Source organism: Pseudomonas typographi, assembly GCF_014694385.1.
Taxonomy (GTDB): Bacteria; Pseudomonadota; Gammaproteobacteria; order Pseudomonadales; family Pseudomonadaceae; genus Aquipseudomonas; species Aquipseudomonas typographi.
Genome location: NZ_JAAOCA010000032.1, coordinates 41,832 through 64,730, shown reverse-complemented (window position 1 = coordinate 64,730; position 22,899 = coordinate 41,832). Strand labels below are relative to the sequence as shown.

18 protein-coding genes, 1 tRNA gene and 1 pseudogene are annotated in these 22,899 nt (G+C 62.4%); 7 read left to right on the top strand and 13 right to left on the bottom strand.

Translation table 11 applies throughout. From position 1 onward, the window contains the following. Positions 1–116: 116 nt before the first annotated feature. The 5 genes from HAQ05_RS21645 to HAQ05_RS21625 all read right to left on the bottom strand — a co-directional run bounded on the left by HAQ05_RS21645 (position 117) and on the right by HAQ05_RS21625 (position 1,950). Positions 117–203 (bottom strand) — tRNA-Leu (locus tag HAQ05_RS21645). Positions 204–455: 252 nt separating this feature from the next. Then, a complete protein-coding gene (locus tag HAQ05_RS21640; RefSeq protein WP_190424426.1) occupies positions 456–689 on the bottom strand; it encodes a hypothetical protein in 234 nt (77 codons plus the stop codon). Between the two features lie 277 nt (positions 690–966). Next, positions 967–1,218 (bottom strand): hypothetical protein, encoded by a 252-nt coding sequence (locus tag HAQ05_RS21635; protein WP_338050273.1) that lies wholly within the window; start codon positions 1,216–1,218, stop codon positions 967–969. 127 nt (positions 1,219–1,345) lie between these two features. Continuing rightward, the gene (locus HAQ05_RS21630) at positions 1,346–1,525 is read right to left on the bottom strand and encodes a con-10 family general stress protein (RefSeq protein ID WP_190424422.1); all 180 of its coding nucleotides are present in this window, start codon (positions 1,523–1,525) and stop codon (positions 1,346–1,348) included. 161 nt (positions 1,526–1,686) lie between these two features. Further along, on the bottom strand, positions 1,687–1,950 hold the full coding sequence (locus tag HAQ05_RS21625; protein WP_190424420.1) for a hypothetical protein: 264 nt from the start codon (positions 1,948–1,950) through the stop codon (positions 1,687–1,689). A gap of 643 nt (positions 1,951–2,593) precedes the next feature. Between HAQ05_RS21625 and HAQ05_RS21620 the strand changes: the two genes are divergently transcribed. Genes HAQ05_RS21620 through HAQ05_RS21605 form a run of 4 tightly spaced genes read left to right on the top strand, consistent with a single transcriptional unit; the run spans position 2,594 to position 8,129 of the window. After that, a complete protein-coding gene (locus tag HAQ05_RS21620) occupies positions 2,594–4,837 on the top strand; it encodes an ATP-binding protein (protein ID WP_190424418.1) in 2,244 nt (747 codons plus the stop codon). 35 nt (positions 4,838–4,872) lie between these two features. Then, entirely contained in the window at positions 4,873–5,334 is a 462-nt protein-coding gene (locus HAQ05_RS21615) for a response regulator (RefSeq protein ID WP_190424409.1), read from the top strand. A gap of 38 nt (positions 5,335–5,372) precedes the next feature. Next, complete coding sequence (locus HAQ05_RS21610) at positions 5,373–7,754, top strand: hybrid sensor histidine kinase/response regulator (RefSeq protein ID WP_190424407.1); 2,382 nt, start codon at positions 5,373–5,375, stop codon at positions 7,752–7,754. 57 nt (positions 7,755–7,811) lie between these two features. After that, a complete protein-coding gene (locus HAQ05_RS21605; protein WP_190424404.1) occupies positions 7,812–8,129 on the top strand; it encodes a hypothetical protein in 318 nt (105 codons plus the stop codon). 440 nt (positions 8,130–8,569) lie between these two features. Here the strand turns inward: HAQ05_RS21605 and HAQ05_RS21600 are convergent, their stop codons facing one another. From HAQ05_RS21600 to otnK, 6 genes and pseudogenes are all read right to left on the bottom strand, one after another. Next, complete coding sequence (locus HAQ05_RS21600) at positions 8,570–9,835, bottom strand: cytochrome c (RefSeq protein WP_190424402.1); 1,266 nt, start codon at positions 9,833–9,835, stop codon at positions 8,570–8,572. Between the two features lie 10 nt (positions 9,836–9,845). Continuing rightward, the gene (locus HAQ05_RS21595; RefSeq protein ID WP_190424400.1) at positions 9,846–11,621 is read right to left on the bottom strand and encodes a GMC family oxidoreductase; all 1,776 of its coding nucleotides are present in this window, start codon (positions 11,619–11,621) and stop codon (positions 9,846–9,848) included. 2 nt (positions 11,622–11,623) lie between these two features. After that, positions 11,624–12,346, bottom strand: a complete 723-nt coding sequence (locus HAQ05_RS21590; RefSeq protein ID WP_190424398.1) for a gluconate 2-dehydrogenase subunit 3 family protein — start codon at positions 12,344–12,346, stop codon at positions 11,624–11,626. A gap of 117 nt (positions 12,347–12,463) precedes the next feature. Further along, a pseudogene (locus tag HAQ05_RS21585) lies at positions 12,464–14,146 on the bottom strand (methyl-accepting chemotaxis protein). 208 nt (positions 14,147–14,354) lie between these two features. Further along, positions 14,355–14,993, bottom strand: a complete 639-nt coding sequence (otnC, locus tag HAQ05_RS21580; RefSeq protein WP_190424396.1) for a 3-oxo-tetronate 4-phosphate decarboxylase — start codon at positions 14,991–14,993, stop codon at positions 14,355–14,357. Further along, positions 14,990–16,285: a 3-oxo-tetronate kinase gene (gene otnK / locus HAQ05_RS21575; protein WP_190424394.1), complete on the bottom strand. Its 1,296-nt coding sequence runs from the start codon at positions 16,283–16,285 to the stop codon at positions 14,990–14,992. The genes otnC and otnK overlap by 4 nt, the downstream gene beginning before the upstream one ends. A 224-nt stretch (positions 16,286–16,509) precedes the next feature. Between otnK and HAQ05_RS21570 the strand changes: the two genes are divergently transcribed. From HAQ05_RS21570 to HAQ05_RS21560, 3 genes are all read left to right on the top strand, one after another. Continuing rightward, a complete protein-coding gene (locus tag HAQ05_RS21570) occupies positions 16,510–17,883 on the top strand; it encodes a homoserine dehydrogenase (RefSeq protein WP_190424392.1) in 1,374 nt (457 codons plus the stop codon). 61 nt (positions 17,884–17,944) lie between these two features. Beyond that, positions 17,945–19,294 (top strand): GntT/GntP/DsdX family permease, encoded by a 1,350-nt coding sequence (locus tag HAQ05_RS21565; RefSeq protein ID WP_190424390.1) that lies wholly within the window; start codon positions 17,945–17,947, stop codon positions 19,292–19,294. A 123-nt stretch (positions 19,295–19,417) separates the two neighbouring features. Next, complete coding sequence (locus HAQ05_RS21560; protein ID WP_190424429.1) at positions 19,418–20,170, top strand: DeoR/GlpR family DNA-binding transcription regulator; 753 nt, start codon at positions 19,418–19,420, stop codon at positions 20,168–20,170. A gap of 97 nt (positions 20,171–20,267) precedes the next feature. Here the strand turns inward: HAQ05_RS21560 and glgX are convergent, their stop codons facing one another. After that, on the bottom strand, positions 20,268–22,415 hold the full coding sequence (gene glgX, locus HAQ05_RS21555; RefSeq protein ID WP_190424370.1) for a glycogen debranching protein GlgX: 2,148 nt from the start codon (positions 22,413–22,415) through the stop codon (positions 20,268–20,270). Positions 22,416–22,546: 131 nt separating this feature from the next. Then, the gene (locus tag HAQ05_RS21550) at positions 22,547–22,891 is read right to left on the bottom strand and encodes a DUF2934 domain-containing protein (RefSeq protein WP_190424369.1); all 345 of its coding nucleotides are present in this window, start codon (positions 22,889–22,891) and stop codon (positions 22,547–22,549) included. Positions 22,892–22,899 lie beyond the last annotated feature (8 nt).

Below are 22,899 nucleotides of genomic sequence, written 5' to 3'. Positions count from 1 at the left end.
GGCGGGGAGGGTGGTCGGCTAATGCAAATTCTATGAATTGCGGAGCATTATCGAAAATTGCGGAGCAGAAGTGATACCCGAAACTCGGTCGAATGGGCTACACCCCTTGAATTGCATGGTGCCCGAAGCCGGAATCGAACCGGCACGCTGTTGCCAGCGAGGGATTTTAAGTCCCTTGTGTCTACCAGTTTCACCATTCGGGCGGTAGTGCACGTGACGGGTAACGCGCTAAGCCGTTGAACGACAAGCCTTTCGCTACCCAGGCGGCGACTATATACATCACGCCCTGCGCAGGCAAGCCCAACGCGCACCCAAAAGAAAACCCGCCGAAGCGGGTTTGAAGCAAGATCACACATGGGGAGCCCATTATTGGCCGGCAAACGTGAAGCGGATGTGAAACGCGCATCAAGGTTATGTAGAGACCAGGGCTGCCGAACGATGCGTTAGCACAAGGCCTATTTGCCTTGATAGTGAGCGCATAGCAGTTCCACCAGGTCTTGCCATGGGTATTGCGCCGACGCTGTGCGCCCCGGGCAATGGTGGCCGTGCACCAACGCTTGATGCGCCCAGGTCAGGGATTGCTCTTGTTCACAGTAGCAGCAGCGTATCCGCTGGCCGTCGAGCAACCAAAGGTGTTTCCAGAGAAACAAATCGTTACCAACTCGTTCGAACGCAGTGTCTGCAGGCATGGGCCGTTGACCTTTGGTGTTTGGTGCTATTAGGAGGGTGGCCTTTCGCAGTAGTTTAACCGGCCACTGTTCAACAACATCAGTGTGCGGTTAAAAATTTTTAAGGAGGTTATTCCCGCGCCTTAGGCTTTGCAGCGGATGAACATGAATGAAGGTACGAACGTCAAGAAGGCCCGACCGGTATCGGCCAGGGCTTAACTGCGGCAGGTAGAACGGTTGGCATCCACCGCACCAGGCCCGGCGCATACTCAAGGTGACGCCGCGCCGTGTGGCCATTTCAATGTACGGTGGTTGAACTGCTCAGTGCTGCAGGGTGGAAGCGGCTGATGCCCTTGACCGAATAGCGCCGGTACGCCGCGGCGCCACCGGGGCCCGCCTCACCGGCCTTCGGCGCGTTACACCGGGCGCGCCACTCCAGCGCGTCGGCCGTTTCACGGGCCTGGCGTTCAGTGGCGAACCAGCCTAATACTTGGACCTCGCTCATGTCCCGGCTATGCTCAACCAATAAGAAGATATCGTCCACGCTCATGCTCCGCCGCTTCGGTAACGGGCCGACCAATGGGCCGGCGTACGGTAAAGCTATCGGCACCCACTGAGGGAAGCTTAGCGAGGTCAGGCCCGGCTAACGCACACAAGCGTGCCGGGCTGGCGCCTATTCAGGATTTCGCCTTGCCGCGGCTGTTCATGCCACCTTTACGGCCGGCCTCGGACGCGCGGGAAGTGTCGCGGGCAAAATTGCCACCTGAATTGTGGCCGCCTTTTTTACCGGCCGCCGAAGCCTTCGCACGGTCATTGGCGAAGTTGCCGGGGTTGCTGCTTTTTTGCGTACTAGCCATGGTCGCTTCCTCTCGCTTTCATCGTTGCCCCGCGGTATGCGGGTACTGTTGTGAGGGCGGCAAGGCAGCGGAGTTTTACCTGGCGAAGCGGCGCGCGATAAGCGGTCGCCAAAGCCATACAAGCCGTTGTACAGCGCCGTTGGCTGTATAAAAAGGCGGGCCTATGGCCGCGACAGTTCCTTGAGCATATCGGCGCGCAATATGCGGGCCAAGTCCTGCCATGGGTAATGGGCGAACAGCGGGTGGGCATAACCGCACCCCCGGTGGTGTACGAACGGGGCCTGGGCATCGAGCACCGACTGCGAAGCCAAACACTGCGCGCAGTAGATGGCGGTCTCGTCGTGAATCCAATGGTTTTTCCAGTCGTGCAATGTGCGGTCATTAGGCACGGCCCGTAGCGAGCGATGCTGGCGCGTCTCTTCCATGTATGCGCTCCTCTATGAAGTACACGAACATCTTAACCTTGTGTCGTCGTACAAGTACATCTACGGCCAGGGCATCGGCGCAAGGCCATTCCTGAAAAAACCAGTTCAGCCAGCGTCATCAATGCGCGCGTTGGCGCAAGCTATGAAGCGAGCCTCGACTGACCACGACCCGGTAAGCCGGGCTGTGCCACAGTGTAGCGGTAACATCGGCATTTGGCGTGCCGCTGGCTAACGGGAGGCCGCTTCACGGGCGCCGGTGGCGCGATAGTGAGTCAAAAGTCGCCTCGGCCGCGCCCTGTTTTCGAACGCAGCTGGCCACAGAATGGACCGAATGGCTGCCGGCATGTGCCTAGTGGGTATCTCAAGGGTGGCCGGACCCTTTGACGGTGCCATTTTTGATGATGCATTAGCTGCCCGGGCCATATTGCCGAGCCTGCCCATAGCCCTGTTACGAGCCACCAGGGCGCCTCGCCCGGCAACAGTATCCCCCGCCAATGCTTATGTGGACTTCGGGGGGCGCCACATTGGGCCACCTGCAGGCAGCGCTTTTTTGCCTGGCCTGCCTACCGTCGTAATACAACTCTGTTAAGGTATTACGGGTACGCGCCCCGCCTTCCGGCAAAGCGGTTTGAAGGAGCCTTACTTGACATCGAGCGAATCGGTCGCTGTTTTGGCAGCTGCCATTGAGCAGTGCGCCAAGGAGCCTATTCATACCCCCGGTAGCATCCAGCCGCAAGGGTTCATGCTGGTCCTGCAGCCTGGCACGTTCACCGTGCTGCAGGCCAGTGACAACCTCAGCCATTGGTTGGGTGTGGGCGCGCAGCAGGTACTGGGGCAGGCCCTGGGTAGCTTGCTTGCCGAGGGTGGTTCGCTGCTGAGCCAGTTGGCGGCGCTTGCCGACGGCGATAAGCACCCGGTGCATGCGGGCGACGTTCGCTTTAGCTACGCCGCCCAGCGCACTTTCGCGGTCATGGCCCACAGCCACGATGGCGTGGTATTCGCCGAGTTCGAGCCCGCGAGCGATGTCGCGGGTGCCTATGGCCATCTGTACCCCTTCGTGCGCACATTCGTTGGGCAAACGCAGGAAATGGGCGACCTCACCGAGCTTTGCCAACTGGCTGTTCAGGAAATCAAACGCATCACCGGTTTTGGCCGGGTCAAGGCCTATCGTTTCGACACCGATGGCAATGGTTGGGTATTGGCTGAGCAAGCGGACCCGGGCTACCCGTCGTTCCTGGGGCTGTGGTTCCCAGCGGCGGATATCCCGGCCCAGGCACGCGAACTGTATGTCGCCAACCGTATCCGCGTGATCGAAGATGCCAACTACCGCCCGTCGGCCTTGGTGCCGCCGCTCAACCCCCTTACAGGGCGCCCGTTGGACATGAGCCATGCGGCGTTACGCAGCGTATCGCCAGTACATCTGCAATACATGCGTAACATGGGCACCCTGGCGTCGATGTCATTGTCGATCGTGGTGCGGGGGCGCTTGTGGGGGCTGGTGTCATGCCATAACCAGGCGCCACGGGCAGTCGGGTTTCAAGCGCGGATGGCCTGCGAATTGCTCGGCAGTGTGTTGTCGTTGCAAATCGAAGCCCGTGAAACCGATGCCAACACCCAGCGCTTGCTGGGCCTGCGCCAGAGTATCGTGCGCATGCTCTCGGCGATGGCCGATCGCGACAGCGTGCCGGAAGGCCTGAAGGCACTGCCGGATACCTTGATAGGGTTCGCCGGTGCACAGGGTGCTGCGGTGTATTCTGAATCCAGTTGCGAGCTGTTCGGCACCACGCCGGGCACCGACCAGGTCGAAGCCTTGGCCTTATGGCTGAGCTCACGTAGCCTGGGCACGCAGCAGGTATTCCACAGCGATAACGTCGGCCGTGATATCCCTGAGCTACCCAGGCTTGCCGAGAGCATCGCTGGCGTGCTCGCCGTGGCGATTTCAGAGCTGCATAACCATTATTTGGTGTGGTTCCGGGTGGAACAGCGGCGCACCGTAACCTGGGCGGGGCGCCCTGAAAAAGAGTGGGCCGGGGGCACCGTGTTGAACCCCCGCAGCAGCTTCGAGCAGTGGCAAGAGACCGTCAGTGGCCATTGCCGTGCGTGGGAGCCGATGATCATCGAGGGCGCCTTGGAACTGCGCATGGCGGTGCTGGGCATCGTGTTGCGCAAAGCCGAGGAAGTGGCCCAATTGGCCCGTGACCTGAAAAAGTCCAACAAGGAATTGGAAGCGTTTTCCTATAGCGTGTCCCACGACCTGCGCGCGCCGTTGCGGCACATCGTAGGTTATGCCGAGCTGCTGAATGATTTCGAGCGCAGTAACCTCTCCGAGCGGGGGCTGCGTTTTCTCGAGCACATTGGCGAGTCGGCGCGCTTTGCCGGTACGCTGGTCGATAACCTGCTGAGCTTCTCGCAGATGGGCCGTTCGGCGTTGCGGTTGTCTGATGTCGATTTAGGCGCCCTGGTCGATGCCACCCGCCGCGAATTGGCCCCCGATTACGCGGGGCGCGAGGTGGCCTGGCAAATCGAACCCTTGCCCCGGGTGATAGCGGATGCCGCGTTCATTCATTTGGCGTTGCGCAACTTGCTGGCAAACGCCATAAAATATACGCGCGACCGCGCACCGGCGGTGATCCGCATCGGCGCGCAACAGCAGGGCGCCGAGGTGATCGTATATGTCAAAGACAACGGCGTAGGCTTCGACATGGCCTACGCGGGCAAGCTGTTCGGCGTATTCCAGCGCCTGCACCGCATGGAGGAATTCGAGGGAACCGGCATTGGCCTCGCCAGTGTACGGCGCATTATCGAGCGCCATGAAGGGCGGGTTTGGGCTGAAGGGGTGCTTGGCGAAGGCGCAACATTTTACTTTGCGTTGCCCAAACGTGACTGAATCAGCGTCAACTCATTCGTGCTCAAGAGGCCACTATGCTCAAACCCATCCTTCTGGTCGAAGACAACCCGCGGGATTTAGAATTAACCCTCGTTGCCCTGGAGCGAAGCCAACTGGCCAATGAGGTGATCGTGTTGCGTGACGGCGCAGAGGCGCTGGATTATCTGTTTCGTCGCGGCGCACATGCCCAGCGTGTCGAGGGCCACCCAGCGGTATTGCTATTGGACCTGAAATTGCCAAAGGTCGATGGCTTGGAAGTGCTCAAGGCCGTGCGCGAAACTGCGCAGTTGAGCAGCCTGCCAGTGGTGATGCTGACCTCCTCCAAAGAAGAGCCCGATCTGCAGCGGGCATACCAGTTGGGCGTCAATGCCTATGTCGTCAAGCCGGTCAATTTCAAGGCATTCGTATCGGCGATTTCCGACCTGGGGGTGTTCTGGGCGGTGCTCAACGAGCCACCACCAGGTTCTTTACGGCTTCAGCGTCCCGCCAAGCCCTGATGCCCGGCCGCCATTTTGCGTATTGAGTTAGCGTAACCATGCCTTCGCCACCCTTGAAACTGCTGTTGATAGAAGACAGCACCCGCGATGCCGAACTGACCCTGTTGACGTTGGAGCGCGCGGGCCTGCACGTGCAGCCCACGGTGCTGCACCACCATGAGCACGTGAAGCGCACGTTGCAAGCGCATCCGTTCGACCTGATCCTGAGCGATGTGCTACTGCCCGGTTCCTCAGGTGAGCAGGTGCTGCAGATTGCCCGTGAAACCGCGCCATTGACGCCGTTCATTGTGATTTCTGGCGTGTTCGGCGAAGAGCACGCCGTGCAAATGATGCGCAGCGGCGCCACCGATTACGTACTCAAGCAGAGCTTGCCGTTGCTGCCGGCAGCGGTAAAGCGTGCCTTGGCGGAGGTGGAAGAGCGCCGCCAGCGCCGCCGTGCTGAGCGCGATCTGCACGATGCTGAATCGCGGGCGCGCATTGCCATCGAGGCGGCGCGCATGGGCACCTGGGACCTGCACCCGCTGAGTGGAAAGCTGATCTGGGACGCCCGCTGCAAGGCGATGCACGAACTGGCTGAAGACGGCCAGGTCAACCTTGAATTTTTTTATTCCACCCTGCACCCCGACGACTTGGCCCGTGTGCGCCGCCGGGTCGAAGAAGCCTTGGCAGGGGCGCCGGCCTACCAAATCGACTACCGGGTGCGCTTGCCCAGTGGTACCGAGCGCTGGTTCAAGTCTACCGGCCGCTCCAGCTTCGAAAACGGCCAATGCGTGCGTTTTACTGGTGTGCTGCAAGACATTACCGAACAGAAGCAGGCCACCGAAGCCTTGGAGCGCCTCAACGAACTGCTCAGTGACCGCGTGCAAAAGCGCACCCGTGAACGGGACCGCACATGGGAACTGTCCCGCGAATTGTTGGCCGTGATGCTACCAGACACCACGCCCGAGGCGCTGAACCCGGCCTGGGAGGCCACACTTGGTTGGACGCGCCAGCAGTTGGCAAGCATGCGCCTGGCCGACCTGGTACACCCTGAAGACCAAGCTGCCACTGACCGAGAAATTGTCAGCTTGGCCGGTGGCAACGTGTCTAGCCGCGTGGTCAACCGCTTGCGCCATGCTGATGGCGGTTATCGCTGGATGTCGTGGACGATCGTGCCGGAAGATGGGGTGCTTTACGCCGCGGTGCGCGACATCACCAGCGAACGTGAAGTGCTTGATACCCTGGCGGCCACCAATGAGCGGCTACGTGAGCAAATCGACGAACGCGAACAAGTCGAGGCCGCCCTGCAACAAATGCAACGCCTGGAGGCGGTGGGGCAGCTCACCGCGGGTGTGGCCCACGACTTCAACAACTTGCTGACAGTGATCTTGGGCAGCACCAACTTTTTGCTGCGTGATCTGAGTAAGGGCAATTACGGGCGTTTTGCCAACCGCTTGCAGAATATCCTTGAAGCAGGTGAGCGCGGTGCGCGGCTCACCGGCCAATTGCTGGCGTTCTCACGCCGCCAGCGTCTGCAACCGAGCGCTGTGAACCTCAACGAAACCGTTGAAGGCATGCTCGACCTATTGCAGCGTACCCTGGGCGGCAGCATCTGGATTGAGACCGACACCGAGCCACAGCTGTGGAGCGCCCAGGTTGACCCGACCCAGACCGAAATGATCATCCTCAACCTGGCCATCAATGCCCGCGACGCCATGCCTGAGGGCGGGGCGCTGCGCCTAAGCACTCGCAATGAAGTGATCGATACACCGGCGCAGCGGCCAGAAGCGCCAGACCCAGGCAACTACGTAGTGCTGTCGATTCAAGATTCGGGCAGCGGCATGAGCGAGTCTGTACTGGCCAAAGCGTTCGAGCCTTTCTTCACCACCAAGGAGGTGGGCAAAGGTTCGGGGTTGGGGCTGGCGCAGGTGTTCGGTTTTGCCAAGCAATCCGGCGGCGGCGTGGCGATCGAGTCCGTGCCGGGGCAGGGGACTACGGTGAAGGTGTACCTGCCGGGTGGGCCGCAAGCGCCGCACGCCGTGCCCGAGCCCATCGCGGCCGCAGTGCCGCAGGCCGGCCCGCAGCACACAGTGTTGCTGGTGGACGACGACGCCAGTGTGCGCGGAATTACCACCTCGACCTTGCTCGGGTTGGGCTATTGCGTGATCGAAGCAGACGGCGGCGAACAGGCCTTGATGCGCCTGCACGACGGTATCGACCTGGTGCTCACCGACTACGCCATGCCGGGCATGAATGGCGCCCAATTGGCTGCTGAGTTACACCGGCGCAGGCCCGAGCTGCCGGTGGTATTCATTACCGGCTATGCTGAATTGGGCGGGCTGGACGATGGCCAGCAATTGATCGTTCAAAAGCCCTACCGCGAAGACGAACTGGCCGCGAAGCTGCGACAGGCCCTGGCCCAACCGGTGGCCATGCCTTGAACCTTGCGATAGCGCCCGGGTCGGTTGTAGTAGGTCCATCGGATGAGGGGAACAAGCATGGCAGAGCATGGGCAAGGGCAAGGGCACAGCGGCACGGAGGGTAAGGTAGCTGCAGATGCGCAGCGCACCCTGGTGCTTGAGAATAACGCGAGGATCGAGGTCGAGGTTTACCAGATCGGGGCGAGCGACTACAAGGTGGTGATGCGCGTGTACGACGCCAATGGCGCAAAGGTCCATGAGGAGTCCAAACCACGCAAGAACGACCCAGGCCCCGCGTCACAAGTGCTGTTATTCGGTATCGATGAGGCCAAGCGCCATGCCGGCGGCCACGTCGGGGTTCCGCTGGACAACCACAACCAAAAAACGCCGATTTGAAGCCGTGGGCCGCTGCACGGCGCAGGCTTTTTAACCTCGGTAGTTACGCTCTAATGTGGTGTTCAGACCCTCTCGACGCGGGAATTTTTCGGTCGGGCAAGGCGCCGTTCCTCGCCATAGCACGGCTATGGCGAGGAACGGCAACGTATCACGGCGGCAAAAGGCACCGCCAACATCGTGCACTCAACTTCTACAACACCACACTAATGCCCAGCGCCCACTAACACGTGGGCGCTGGGCATTGAATAGTTTAATAAAAGCCTTGCACAGCGATGGCGCTCGCCGAGGGTCGCCTGTAAACCACCCAAGGGCAGGGCGAGCTTACCCCGCCCATGGTAGCTCGACGCTTAGCGGACGATCTCGGTGCGCGACACCGCCGGCGAAGCGTCTGGTAGGGTTTTGCGCAGCGTTGCTACGTCACCGGCCTGCACCGCCGGGGCTTAGTTGCCCCAGCTTTGGCGGATGAACGTCAGCAACTGCGCCGCGTCATCATCCGACAGGCGCCAAGCGAACCCCGGCATGCCCAATGGCGAAGGCGCCGCGGCGTTGCCTTGCAGCTTGGCACCGACCAACACCAGGCGAATCAACGACACCGGGTCGCCGGCGAGCACCGTGGAGTTACCGGCGATGGCGGGGAACACGTGGGCGTTGCCTAGGCCATTGCTGCGATGGCAGGCCGCGCAGTTGTCAAGGTACAGTTGCGCGCCACGGCTGTTCTCCTGGCCGCTGGCCAGGGCCTGGGCGGTTGCTGGGTCGGCCTTGAATCGCGAGGTTTCACCTGGGCTGGCTGGCAGGGTTTTCAGGTACTTGGCGATGGCCGTAAGGTCGGCATCGCTCAGGTATTGGGTGCTGTGTTGCACCACGTTACCCATGGCTTCGCCAAGCACAGCACGGTGCGGGTTGCGGCCGCTGCGCAAGGTCGTCACGATGTCATCGATGCTCCAGGCACCCAGGCCAGTGGCGTCGTTGCTACGCAGGTTCACCGCCAGCCAACCGTCGATGTGCGGGCCGCCTGCCAGGTATTGTGCGCCGCTTTCATCCAGCGCGCGTTCCTGCAAGGTCGGTGCGCGGGGTGTGTGGCAACTGCCACAGTGGCCCAAGCCCTGCACCAAGTACGCCCCCCGCGCCACTGCCGGGTCGCTGTAGCGCGCGGCGTCGAACTTCGCCTGCTCCGGCGCGGGCGCCAGCCACTTGCGCCACAACGCCAGGGGCCAGCGCATCGACAACGGCCAGGGCACGTCGTTGGCGCGGTTGGCTTGTTCAACCGGGGCTATGCCGTGCATGAAGTAGGCATACAGCGCCTTGAGGTCGTCGTCGCTGACGCGCGCATAGGACGGGTAGGGCATGGCCAGGTAGAGGCTGTCGCCGTTGGCGGCGATGCCATGGCGCAGCGCCCGTTCAAAGTCGTTCAGGCTGTAGTTGCCAATCCCCTGGGTTTTACTCGGGGTAATGTTAGTGCTGTATAGCGTGCCAATCGGCGAGGCAATCGGCAGGCCCCCGGCGAACGGCTTGCCGTCATTGGCGGTGTGGCAAGCGGTGCAGTCCCCAGCATCGGCCAGGTATTTGCCGCGCGCCACCAGCGCCGCGTCTGCAAGGTCCGCCGGCGGCTGCAGCGCGGCGGTGTGGGTGGGCCACAGGGCGTAGGCGAACACGGCGATGAATACCAACACGGCCAGGCAAACCAGCGAAAGCAGAAGTTTTTTCATGGTCGTGTCCTTACGCCTGTACCAGCGGGCCTGGTTTTTTCAGGTATTGCTCACGGATCGCAGTCGCCGCCCAGTACGCTAGCGCCCCGACCATGCCGGTGGGGTTGTAGCCGTTGTTTTGCGGGAAGGCGTTAGCGCCGATGACGAACACGTTGTGCACGTCCCAGGATTGCAGGTAACGGTTGAGCGCCGAGGTTTTTGGGTCGCTGCCCATGATCGCGCCACCGCAGGTGTGGGTGCTCTGGTACTTGGTGATGTCGTAGTGGCCACCGGCTTTTTTCGCATCGCCGGCCATCGACTGCGGGCTCAGCACCTTACACATGTCCAGGGCCTTGTTTACCAGGAACTGCGACGCTTTGATCTCGTTATCGTGCCAGTCGAAGGTCATGCGCAGCAGCGGCCGGCCGAATGCGTCGCGGTAAGTAGGGTCCAAGCTCAGGTAGTGCTGCCTGTAGCTCATGCAAGCGCCCTGTACTTCGTAGTAGAACGAATGGCGGAACGCATCGGCTGCGGCCTTTTTCCACTGTGGGCCCCAGTTGGGTGTACCACTGGGCACGCTAACACCGCGCACCGGGCCACTGCCGGGCTGGCGCGCCCAAATGATGCCGCCACCGACGAAGCCGGCCTTACCGTTGTCGAGCTGGTTGCCGTTGAGATCGTCGATGGTCGTGCCGCCGCCACCGATGCCGATGAACCCGTTGGCCTGGGTGTCCTTGCCGAAGAACATCATCACCCGGTTCAAGTTCTGGTAGGAATAATTACGCCCCACCGTGCCTTCACCGCTGGCCGGGTCATAGGGTTTGCCCACCCCCGAAAGCAGCATCAGGTGCACGTTGTACAGCGAGAACGCGCACAGCAGCACCAACTCTGCCGGTTGTTCGCATTCGCGGCCTTGGGCGTCGAGGTAAGTCACGCCGGTGGCTTTTTTGCCGTCGCTGTCCAGGTTGACCTTCAGCACCTGCGAATGGGTGCGCAACTCGAACTGCTTGCGCAGGCGCAGCACCGGCAGGATGCACGCGTTGGGGCTGGCCTTGGAGTAGTTCAGGCAGCCATAGTCACTGCAAAAACCGCAGAAGTTGCAAGGGCCCATTTGGCAGCCGTAGGGGTTCACATAAGCCGCCGAGGCGTTGGAGGCGGGGATCGGATACGGGTTGTAGCCTACCTCCCGGGCCGCTTTGTAAAACATTTCGGCGCCCAGATAGCTGGGGTTGGGCCCCAGCGGGAACTCACGCGAGCGCGAGCCTTCGAAGGGGTTGCCGCCGGGCTGTTTCACGCCGTTGATCACTCCGGCCTTGCCGGAAGTGCCGCACACGTACTCGAAATGGTCGAAGTGCGGTTCGAGGTCGTCGTAGCTGACCGGGAAATCCTGGATGGTCATGTCTTGCGGAATGAAGTTGCGCCCGTAACGTTGCTCCACATTGCTGCGCAGCTTGAAGTCCTCCGGCAGGGCGCGGAAATGGCACCCCGACCAGTGGCTGCCGGCGCCGCCCACGCCTGTGCCGGGCTTGAACGAGCCCATTTGCCGGTACGGCACCGCCGTGGCGGTTGGGGTGTGGCGCACGGTCACGGTTTCTTGTGCCAGGCTTTGCAGGTAGCGCCGGTGTACCGAGCCTTCGAGTTCGTCAACCACCCGCGGGTAAGCGAAATCTGGCTGGGTATCGCGGTCGGCCCCGCGTTCGAAGGCCACTACATTGAGCCCGGCGTCTGTCAGTTCCTTGGCCAAAATCGCGCCGGTCCAGCCCATGCCGACGATGACCGCGTCTACTTTTGGTTGAATGTTCGCCATGTTCAGCCCCTCCGCCCGGCCAAGTCCACCGGGCCCAGCGGGTATGGTTTGTCGCGCACCGTGACCCAGTCGGTGAAATCGGCGCGCACACCGGGGTAACCGATCATTTTCCAGGCGGCCATGTCTTTGTTGGCGCCGTAGGAAGGGTCGGCGAAATAGCCGTTGCGCACTTCGTTCAGCAGGTTGGAGAAGAACAATTTGGCGCTGATACTGTCCAGTTCCAGCTTGCCGCCCTCGGCCGCCTTCAGCAGCTCTTCCTGGCGCGGGTGCGGCAGTTCGGCGAATGCTTTGCCGTCGGCCGTCTGGCAAAAGGCGTCGAAGGCCTTGATGCCCACTTGGATGATTTCTTTCAGGTTCAATTTGCCTTGGTAGCCAAACTCAGGCGCAGCCTCCAGAAACGGCCCCTGCATGTACCAAATGGCACCATTGGCATAGGGCGTTTGCAGGTGGCGGTCGAGAAACTGCGGTACGCCGGATTCGACCGCACCTGGGCCGGTAGCGTCGGCTGGGATCAAGCGGTCGCAGGCGGCCACTACGAAGGCCCATTGTTGGGCGTTGAACAGCGTGGGTTGGTAGGGCGCCTCGGGGCTTGCCGGGGCGGTGGCCGGTTCGGCGGCTTGGACCAGGCGTGGCAAGCCGGTGCCGGCGAGGGTGACCACGGGGATCAAGGTCAGCGACTTGCGAAGAAAATCGCGCCGCGCCGGGACATTGGCATCATCGGACATCGTGTTCTCTCTCAATGGCGTTGTGTCACGGTGGATACGCTGGGGCATGGCCAGCGCGTGCTATGGGTGCTGCTGTTAACGCTACTTTCTGGCCAAGGCTAGGCGGGCCCGTTGGCGTTAGATCCTGAATTGCCCGACCAAACCGGAAAGCTCCCCGCCCAAGGCGGAGACCTGGCGCAAGGTGGCGGCGCTTTGTTCGGTTTCGCCGGCCAGGCTATCTACGGCGGTGGCGATTTTGTGCACGCTGCGGTTGATTTCTTCGGCCACTGACGTTTGTTCTTCAGCGGCGCTGGCGATTTGTGCATTCATGGCATTGATGGTACCTACCAGGCCTGCGATGTTCTGCAGGGCCGTGCCCACTTCCTGGGTTTGCTGGCTGGCGCCTTCACCGGCATGGCTGGAGCGGCGCATTGCCGCCACCGAGGCCTGGGTGCCGTTTTCCAAGCGGTCGATCATGCCCTGGATTTCCTGGGTGCTTTGTTGGGTGCGGCTGGCCAAGGCGCGAACTTCGTCGGCAACCACCGCAAAACCGCGCCCGGCTTCACCGGCGCGGGCGGCTTCGATGGCCGCGTTGAGCGCGAGCAGGTTGGTTTGTTCAGCCACGCCGCGGATCACATCCAGTACGCTGACGATCGACTGCACGTCTTGCTGCAAGGTATCCAGGCTGCTGCCACTGTCGCGGATGTCGCCGACCAGGGTGCCCATGTGCTCGATACTGCTCTTGACCACGGCCCTTGCGGCTTGGCCTTGTTCGTCGGTTTGCGCCGCCGCGAGCGCCGCCTGCTGGGCGCTGCCGGCGACTTCCTGGGCGGCGCTGGACATCTCGTTGATGGCGGTGGCTACCTGATCGGTTTCCTCGCGTTGGCGCTGCATCGCCTGTTCGGCCCGCTGCGTTTGGTGCGCAGCCTCGGCCAGCAGGCCGCCAAGGGTTTGGGTAACGTGCGCGATCTGCCGGACCATGGTATGGATTTTATCGATGAAACGGTTGAACGAGCCTGCCAGCTCGCCGAGTTCATCGCGGCTGCCAATGTGCAAGCGATGGGTAAGGTCGCCCTCGCCAGCGGCGATGTCGTCAAGGTTGGCCTTGAGCAGGCGCAGCGGCCGCACCACGCGGTTGGCCACCAGTGCAGCAGCCAATGCAGCGGCGAGCACCAGCAGCAGCGTGGCCACCGCCACGGTGGTCAGCACCTTGCGCACGCTGGCGGCCTTGGTGCCCTCATCGGCGGCCATCAGGGTAGCGATGTCGCCCATGTCGATGGCGCTGCCCAGCACCAAATCCCACTTGGGCAGCTATGCGGTGTAACCCAGCTTGGAGACCTGCACGTCGTCCTGGCCGGGCTTGGGCGCGAAGTAATCGATAAAGTGGCTGTTATTCTTCGCCACTTCCACGAACGTGCGGTAGTGGTAAGTGCCATCCGGGTCGCGGCTGTCCCAAAAGCTTTGGCCGACGCCTGCGGCATTGGTGCCCCGGAAAACCCGCACGCCTTTGCTGTCGTAGCCAAAAAAATAACCTTCGGCACCGTACTTCATGGGCTTGAGCAGCGCCAGCGCTTGGTCGCGTGCGGCCACGTCGCCAGGGGCCGAGGCATCGTAGATTGGTTGTACGGTGCTCAGGGCGATATCGACGTAGTTCTTCAATGTTGCTCGGCTGCGGTCTATCAAGCGTGCCCGGGCATCGCTAAGTTCGGTATCGGCGCTGCGTTCCAGCACGATCCCGGCGACGCTGGTCAGCACCACGGCGAAAACCAGCGCGGGGGCGATACCTAGCCCTAGCAGTTTTTGTCTGATCGACAGGCGGATCACGGCAAGTTCCTTGTGTCATGGGGTTGCCAGCGTGTCGGCGCTGGGCCCATATCCTTGAATTCTTTCATGCCTGGGTTGTACCGCTCACCGTGGTGTTTCAAGCGCTCCACACCGGTTGGCGTTAAGCGGTGCCCAGTCGCTAACGGGCATCGCTCACCGCCAAGTTCAGCAACACCCCACTCGCAGCGCCGCGTTCGGCCATGTACTACCACCGACAGCCGAACGCTTCTGCGAGTTCCGCCAATGCGGCGGGGCCCAAGGGGGCTGGGCGCGGTTGGGTCATCAGCCACAGCTTGGCGGTTTCTTCCAGCTCTTCAAGGGCAAAGCTGGCCTTGCTCACCGAACTTTCCCATATCACCGGGCCCAGGCGCTCGAGCATTACCCCGCGTACGCTATTGGCTAACTGCGCCACCTGCTCGGCCACGGCGCTAGAACCCGGGCGCTGATAACTAAGCAGCGGAATCTGCCCCACTTTCATCACTTGGTAGGGCGTGATGGGCGGCAAAATGCTGGCGCTGCTCCACACGCCGGCCAGCGTCAGCGCCACCAGCGCAGTGGAGTGGGTATGTACCACGCCGCCCACCGAGGGGTTGCGGTCATACACCTGCCGATGCAGTGCCAGGGTCTTGGAGGGCTTGTGGCCACTGACCCATTCACCGCTGAGGCTCACCTTGGCGATGTGCGCGGGGTCCAGCCGGCCCAGGCAGGCGTCGGTGGGGGTGATCAGCCAACCGTCGTCGAGCCGTGCACTGATGTTGCCGGCACTGCCGACCGTGTAGCCCCGGGCATATAGGCTGTGCCCCACGCTGCAGATTTCGTCGCGCAATGCGTGTTCGTCTCTCATGCCCAGTCCCCCGCCAGCCGGCGCAGGGCTTTGTCGAAAAAGTCCACACTGCCGAAGTTGCCAGATTTAAGTGCTAGCGCTAGCGGCACGGCGCCGCCTAAAGCCAGTGTGGCAGGCACCCCGGGGTCGATTTGCCGACCGATCTGCAGCGCCTTGATACCCAATGCCTGCACCACCGCGCCGGAGGTTTCGCCGCCGGCTACCACGAAGCAGCGGGTGCCGCCCTCGCTCAGGCCCTTGGCGATCTGGCCGAGGGCGTTTTCCACCAAGGCGCCTGCGCGCTCTACGCCCAATTCGGCTTGCACGCGCTTGACGGTCTCTGGCGCACTGGTGGCGTAGATCAACACTGGCTGCGTGTGTTCAGCGGCGAACGCCAGGGCCTGGGCTACCACCGGCTCGGCCGCGGCCAAGGCTAACGGGTCGATACGCAGCGCTGGGCGGCCGCTGTCGAGCCAGGCGGCGACCTGGCCTTGCGTGGCCTTCGAGGCGCTACCGGCCAATACCACGGCGGGCCCATGGACGGCGGGTACTGCCGCGGCCTCGCCTTCGCGCAGCAGGCCCTGGCGGCGGAAATTCCCTGGCAGCCCTTGGGCGACGCCGGAGCCGCCAGTAATCAGCGGCAGGCCGGCGCAGGCTAGGCCGAGGGCGTTGAGGTCGGCATCGCTGATCGCGTCGGCGATGGCCAGGCGAACGCCCGCTTTGCGCAGGCGCTGGAATTCGCTGGCGATTGCCTCGGCCCCGGCGGCCACAGAGTCATAGCGCAGCAAGCCCACCGCGCCCTCGCTTTGCGCCTGTAGCACCCGTACCAGGTTGGCATCGCCCATGGGCGTGAGGGGGTGGTGTTCCATGCCCGACTCGCTCAATAGCGCGTCGTGCACGAACAAGTGGCCGCGAAACACGGTACGGCCTGCTTCCGGGAAGGCCGGGCAGGCAATGCTGAAGTCGCTGCCCAGGGCGTTCAATAAGGCTTCGGCGACCGGGCCGATATTGCCGGCGGGGGTGGAATCGAAGGTGGAGCAATACTTGAAGAAGAACTGCCGGCAGCCTTGCGCTTGCAACCAGCGCAGGGCTTGCAGGGAGGCTTCGACGGCGTGCGCCGCGGGCACCGTGCGTGACTTGAGCGCGACCACCAGGGCATCGGCGTCCAGGTTGGCGGCAGCGTCCGCGGCCGGTACGGCAATGGTTTGCACCGTGCGCATGCCGCCACGCACCAGGATGTTGGCAAGGTCGGTGGCGCCGGTGAAGTCATCAGCGATGCAGCCCAGCAGCGGGCGGGAAGTGGGGGGTGTCATGCTGGCTCCTGATCGAATGGGCACACGGTGGTTCACATATTTGCACAGGTTTTGCCGCCAAGTGCCGCCGCTTGGCGCCTGCGCTAAGGTAATGCTAACCCATGGTGTTAATATTTGTTAAATAAATTGACGCGCATGTTAAAACTTCACTAAGGTACGGCATCGGTCACGCCGTTGCGCCATGGCCTGGCTGGCCTAAAACAAAAGCCCTTCAGAGGACGACCATGAATTTCCAATTGCTGTTCGCTGACCCTGCCGACACGTGCGTGCGTTATGCACTCACCGGTGCCAAGGGCGGGTTTTCCCGAACCCTGCTGGCGCAAACCCGGTTGTTGCCGCGGTTACTGCCGGCCATTCTCTGCGACCTGGATGTACCCGGCTTGCGCGCGTTGTGCCTGGATCTGGGGTTCGCCGCCGAGCAACTGGTGGAATGCGACAGCGCTGCCGCCGTGGCTGCCGCGCCTGCGCAGGCCATTGTGCTGGTGGCCGATGTCGCGCTGCTTGACCCTACACGCTATGACATTCTGGTCGAGGCCACCGGCAACCCGGCGGTCGGCTACCGTAGCGCGGTGCGCGCCATCGAAGCCGGTCGCCATGTGGCCATGGTCAGCAAGGAAGTCGACTCGGTAGCGGGTGTAGCCCTGTCGCGCCTGGCGGCCCAACACGGCGTGGTCTATACCACCGCCGACGGCGACCAGCCGGCCAACCTGATCGGCTGGGTGAGTTGGGCGCGCACATTGGGCTTGGAGGTGATCGCTGCGGGTAAATCCAGCGAATATGACTTGATCTTCGACCCCAGCACTGGCCAAGTCACCCAGTTGGACCAAACCTTCCCCGCCCCTAAGCTGGCCGGGCTGCTCGCGCTGGGCGAAAACATCCCGGCCACCCTGGCGGCACGCCGGGCCGCACTGCAAGGCCGCAAAACCAGCGCCACGGCCGATTACTGTGAAATGAGCGTGGTCGGCACCAACACCGGGCTGGTGTCGGATGTTGAATTGATGCATTACCCCATCGCCCGCACCGCGGAACTGGCGGATGTCTATGCCTTGCGTGAGGACGGCGGGATCGTGCAAAAGCCCGGCATCATCGACGTGTTCAATGTGCTGCGCCTGCCTGATGAAGCCAGTTTCGCCGGTGGTGTGTTCGTGGTGGTGCGAACCACCGACGGCCCAACCTGGGAACTGTTGGCGCAGAAAGGCCATGTGGTTAGCCGCAACCGCCGCTATGCCTGCTTGTACTTGCCGTATCACTTCATGGGTGTGGAAACACCGATCACCCTGCTCAACGCGGTGCTGCATAAACGCGCTTCGGGCAGTGACCGCCCAAGCCAATGCGTGATCCTGGCCGGCCGGGCGACCACTGCGATCGCTGCCGGGACCGTGCTGCACATGGGCGGCCACCACCATGACGTTACGGGCGTACAAGCCGTGCTGCTGCCCGCCAGCGAGGCACCGGCCGGCGTGGCGCCGCTGTACCTGGCCGCTCACGCCACCGTCACCCGTGATATCGCCCCGGGTGAGTTGCTTATGCTGGGCGCCATAGAAGGCTATGCCAGCGACTTGGGCCAGGCCTGGCAGGCAGGGTTGCAACCGGCCTGAGCATGCCCCGTGCGCCCTGATCGGGCGCACGCTTTTCGACTGACTTTGGTTCCATAACAATATGAATAACGAACTGCTTACTCTCGCGCTGGCCGCCGGTGCGATCGTGGTGTTGATCCTGCTGATCACCCGGCTTAAGTTAAACCCCTTCTTGGCGCTGACCTTGGCGGCTATCGGCCTTGGTTTGGTGGCCGGGGTAGGGGCCAATGACACGATCGAGCAATTCGCCAAAGGCTTTGGCGGGGCGCTGGCCAAAACCGGCCCGGTGATCGGTTTGGGAACGTTGCTCGGCGGTATCCTGCTGGGCTCAGGCGGGGCCGACCGCATAGCCAATGCGTTCATTGGCAAACGGCCGGTGCAATATGCGCCCTATGCAGTGTGCGCCGCTGCGTTGTTGATCGGCATGCCGCACTTGTTCGATGTCAGCTTTATCATGCTTGCGCCGCTGGTGTACACGGTGGCCAAGCGCACCCACAGCCACTTGCTGTACATCGGCTTGCCGTTGGCGGCCGGCCTGTACACCTCCCATGGCTTGCTGCCGCCGCACCCAGCGCCGATGCTGGCGGTGGCTGCATTCCATGCCAACACCGGGCTGACCATTTTCTACGGCTTGCTGATCGCCATTCCTACCGCAATCTTGTCCGGGCCGGTGTTCACCCAACTGGTAGCCCCCTGGTTTGGCCCCGCGCCGGACCTTTCTGCCGGGCCAGTCGGGGCCCGTGAAGAAGGTGGCAATGCCGGTGAAGTGGGGCTATTGCCTGCCATTGTGTCGGTACTGCTGCCACCGGGGCTGATGCTGATCGGTACCCTGGGCATGGCCTACAGCGCCAAAGGCACACTGGCCTACGGGGCCTTCGGTGCGCTGAACAACCCGATTCTGTCGCTGTTGGCAGCGGTGATCTTCGCCTTCTTCGCCTTGGGGCTGCGCTCGGGGTTCAACCTGGGGCAGGTCGGCAAGATGGCCAACAAGGGCCTCGCGCCCCTGGGGGCGATCTTGTTGATCCTTGGCGCCGGCGGTGGCTTCAAGCAAATGCTTAGCGCCGTGGACCTTGACCAAGTGATCACCCACCACGCTTCTGGCTGGCCGGTGAACCCGCTGATTCTAGCCTGGGGTATCGCCGCGTTGCTGCGTATTTGTGTGGGCTCGGCCACGGTCGCCACTGTAGCGGCCACCGGTATCGTCGCGCCCCTGGCGCTGGCCCACCCGGCGTTGTCGCCGGAGTTGCTGGTGTTGGCAACGGCTTCTGGCGCGGTGATGCTCTCGCACGTCAACGACTCAGGGTTCTGGTTGTTCAAGGAATACTTCCAGCTCTCGGTGGCGCAAACCTTCCGTACCTGGACGCTGATGCTGTGCGTGCAGTCGGTGCTCGGCCTGGCAGGGGTGCTGTTGATCGAGGCGGTGATCGGCTAACATGGCCGGCGCCCCGCGTTGGCTGCGGGGCGCTTCAGCGGAGAACGTGTGAAAGAACTCATCGAACCGGCGGGCACGGCGGCCGAAAGCGCTACGCCGATCATCCCGGATCAGCGCCGTGAAATGATCCTGCGCCAGTTGCGCCGCCAGCAAGTACTGAGCGTGCATCAATTGGTGGACATGTTCGGTTGCTCGCACATGACCATCCGCCGCGACATCGCCGTGCTGGAAAAAGAAGGCCGCGCCTATTCGGTGGCCGGGGGCGTGCGCATCGCCAGCCCCGTGGCCACTGAACCGAGCCACCAAAGCAAGGCGGTGGCCGAAATGCCGCACAAGCATGCCATGGCCAAACGTGCGGCGACCCTGTTGCGCCCGAACATGACCCTGTACCTGGACGCCGGGACCAGCACGTTGGCGTTGGTCCCGCACATCCGCGCGCTCAGCGGCATGACCGTGGTCACCAATGACTTCTCCATTGTGATGGCCCTGGCCGACGCCGATGAGGTGGACGTGATCCATACCGGTGGGCAACTGGACCACCCCAACCGCTCCGGCGTCGGCGAATTGGCAGCCGCCACGCTGTCGCGCATTGCCACCGACATCGCGTTCATGTCCACCGCCTCGTGGGACCTGCAGCGTGGCATCACCACCCCCGCAGCGGCCAAGGTCGCGGTCAAGCGCGCAGCCATGGACGGCGCATCGAAGCGGGTGCTGGTGGCCACCAGCAGTAAATACGGCACCTTCGGCATGTACAAGATCGCGCCCTTGGGCGATTTCGACCTGATCGTGACCGACACCGGCCTCGCTGAAGGCGCCGCCGCCGGGGTGGCGCAGTTGGGGATAGAGTTGGCGATGGTAGCGCCAGAGCCGGTATAGAGCCGGCGCCATGGGTGCTTGGCCGTGAATTAACACCGTTGACAGCAGCCGGCACGTTAGCGCGTGTCAAGGCGCTGAACGTGCGTGCCGCCGTGGCTTACCGGCGCAGTTCAAACAGCAGGAATGAGCGCCCGGTCACCATGAACTCCTGGCCGAAGGCGAGCTGTTCGCTAGTGTCGGCGTCGGTGCGGTTAGTATCGAGCAGGCAAACCCAATGGTCGCCATCGGGCACTTCCGGCAGGGTAAAGTTGACCACGTCGTGATGGGCGTTGACGATCACCATCAGCGTTGCATCGTCGCCACGCTTACGAATGCCGGTGGGTTGCGCACGGCCATCCAGCACCATGGCCAAGGCCTTGCCGTGGGGGTCTTGCCACTGCTCGTCGTTCATTTCATTACCGGCGGGGTCCAGCCAGGTAACGTCCTTGACGCCGATGTCTTCGTTATAGGTGCCCACCAAAAAGCGGTTACGCCGCAGGATCGGGTACGCCAAGCGCAAGCGAATCAGGCGCTGGACGAACTTGAGCAGCGCGGCGCCGTCGTCATTCATTTGCCAGTTGATCCAACCCACTTCGCTGTCTTGGCAATAGGCGTTGTTATTGCCGCCTTGGGTACGCGCGAATTCGTCGCCGGCCACGATCATCGGCGTGCCTTGGCTGAACAACAGGGTGCTGAAAAAGTTACGCATCTGCCGCAGGCGCAGGTCGATGATATCGCGATCGTCGGTTTCGCCTTCGACACCGCAGTTCCAGGAGATATTGTTGTCGCTGCCGTCGCGGTTGTCCTCGTCGTTGGCCTCGTTGTGTTTCTGGTTGTACGACACCAGATCCCTGAGGGTGAAGCCATCGTGCGCGGTCACGAAGTTCACCGAGGTGTGCGGCCGCCGGCCACGCTGGTTGAAGGTGTCCCCCGAGCCGGTCAGGCGGGTGGCGAATTCGGCCAGCTTACCATCGTCGCCCTTCCAAAAGGCCCGTACATTGTCGCGGTAGCGGTCGTTCCACTCTGCCCAGCCCGGTGCGAAACCGCCGACCTGGTAGCCGCCCGGGCCGCAGTCCCAAGGCTCGGCGATCAGCTTGACCGAGCGCAGCACAGGGTCTTGGCGGCAGGCGGTAAGGAAACTGTGGCGCTCGCTGAAACCATCATGGTAGCGGCCCAGGATGGTCGCCAGGTCGAAGCGAAAGCCATCCACATGCATCTCGGTGGCCCAGTAACGCAGCGAGTCGGTCACCATTTGCAGTACGCAGGGGTGGCTTAGGTCCAGGGTGTTGCCGGTGCCCGAATCGTTAATGTAAAAGCGCTTGTTGTCTGGCATTAGCCGGTAGTAAGAGGCGTTGTCGATGCCTCGCATCGATAAGGTCGGGCCGCGCTCGTTGCCCTCGGCGGTGTGGTTGTAGACCACATCGAGGATCACCTCAAGGCCGGCGTGGTGCAGGCGCGCAACCATTTCCTTGAATTCGGCGATCTTGCCGCTGGCCAGGTAACGGGCGTGCGGGGCAAAGAACGCGATGCTGTTGTAGCCCCAGTAGTTGCCGAGGTTTTTTTCGAGCAGGTGCTGGTCGTTCACAAACGCATGAACCGGCAACAACTCGATGGCTGAGATACCCAGCTGCTTGAGGTGGGCGACTACCGCTGGGTGCACCAAGCCCGCGAAGGTGCCCTTGACCGCCTCTGGCACCGCCGGGTGGCGCATGGTCATGCCACGGGCGTGCGCTTCATAAATGATCGTTTTATCCCAAGGGGTTTGCAGCTGTTGGTCGCGGCCCCAGGTAAAGGCTGGGTCGATGATCTTGCTCTTGGGCACGAAGGGCGCACTGTCGCGCTCATCGAAACTCAAGTCGTCGTCGGCGTGGCCGATGGTGTAGCCAAACAACGCCTCGGACCATTTCAGCTCGCCCACGAGCTGCTTGGCATAGGGGTCGATCAGCAGTTTGTTGTGGTTGAAACGGTGGCCGTTCAAGGGGTCATATGGCCCATGGACGCGGTAGCCATAGACCATGCCCGGGTGGGCGTCAGGCAAGTAACCGTGGAAAATCTCGTCGGTATATTCCGGCAGTTCGATGCGCTCGAGTTCTTCCTTGCCGTCGTCGTCGAACAAACACAGCTCGACTTTCGTGGCATGGGCTGAGAACAGCGCAAAGTTAACGCCCAAGCCATCCCAGGTGGCACCCAAGGGGAATGGCTGGCCTTCGCGGATGCGAGAAGGTTGTGGCAGGGGCAGGGCTTCAGTTTTCGTTGACCGGGGCATGGCAAATCCTTGGTAGCTACCAATAATGCTGTATTAACCTGTGAGCAACCGGCGCAACCGGCCGGGCCTTGGCCCCGGCTGGGCTTACGGGCGGTGAAGCGAACGGGCCGCCGGGTGGCGGCCAGCAGGCGTCACGTAGCAGCGGGTTTTTTCGGTGTGCGGGGTTTTTTCTCCGCTGCAGGTTTGCTCACCGCTGCAGGTTTAGCGGCGGGTTTCGCTGCCGCCGCGGGTTTGGCCGCCGCGGGTTTTTTCGGCACTGCGGCCTTCTTGGCCGCAGGCTTGGATGCGGCCTCCGCGGCTACCGCGTCTTTGGGTTTTTTCGGGGCGTTCCTGGGTAATTTCGCCGGTGCCAGGGCTTCGGCCTCGGCCAGCTTGTGCGCTTTCTGCCAGTGCTCCAAATGCTTACCTTCCGGCCGCCCCTCTGACTCCCAAAGGTAGTAGGCGAATTCTTCGATGCGCTTATCGCTCACACTCATTTCAACGC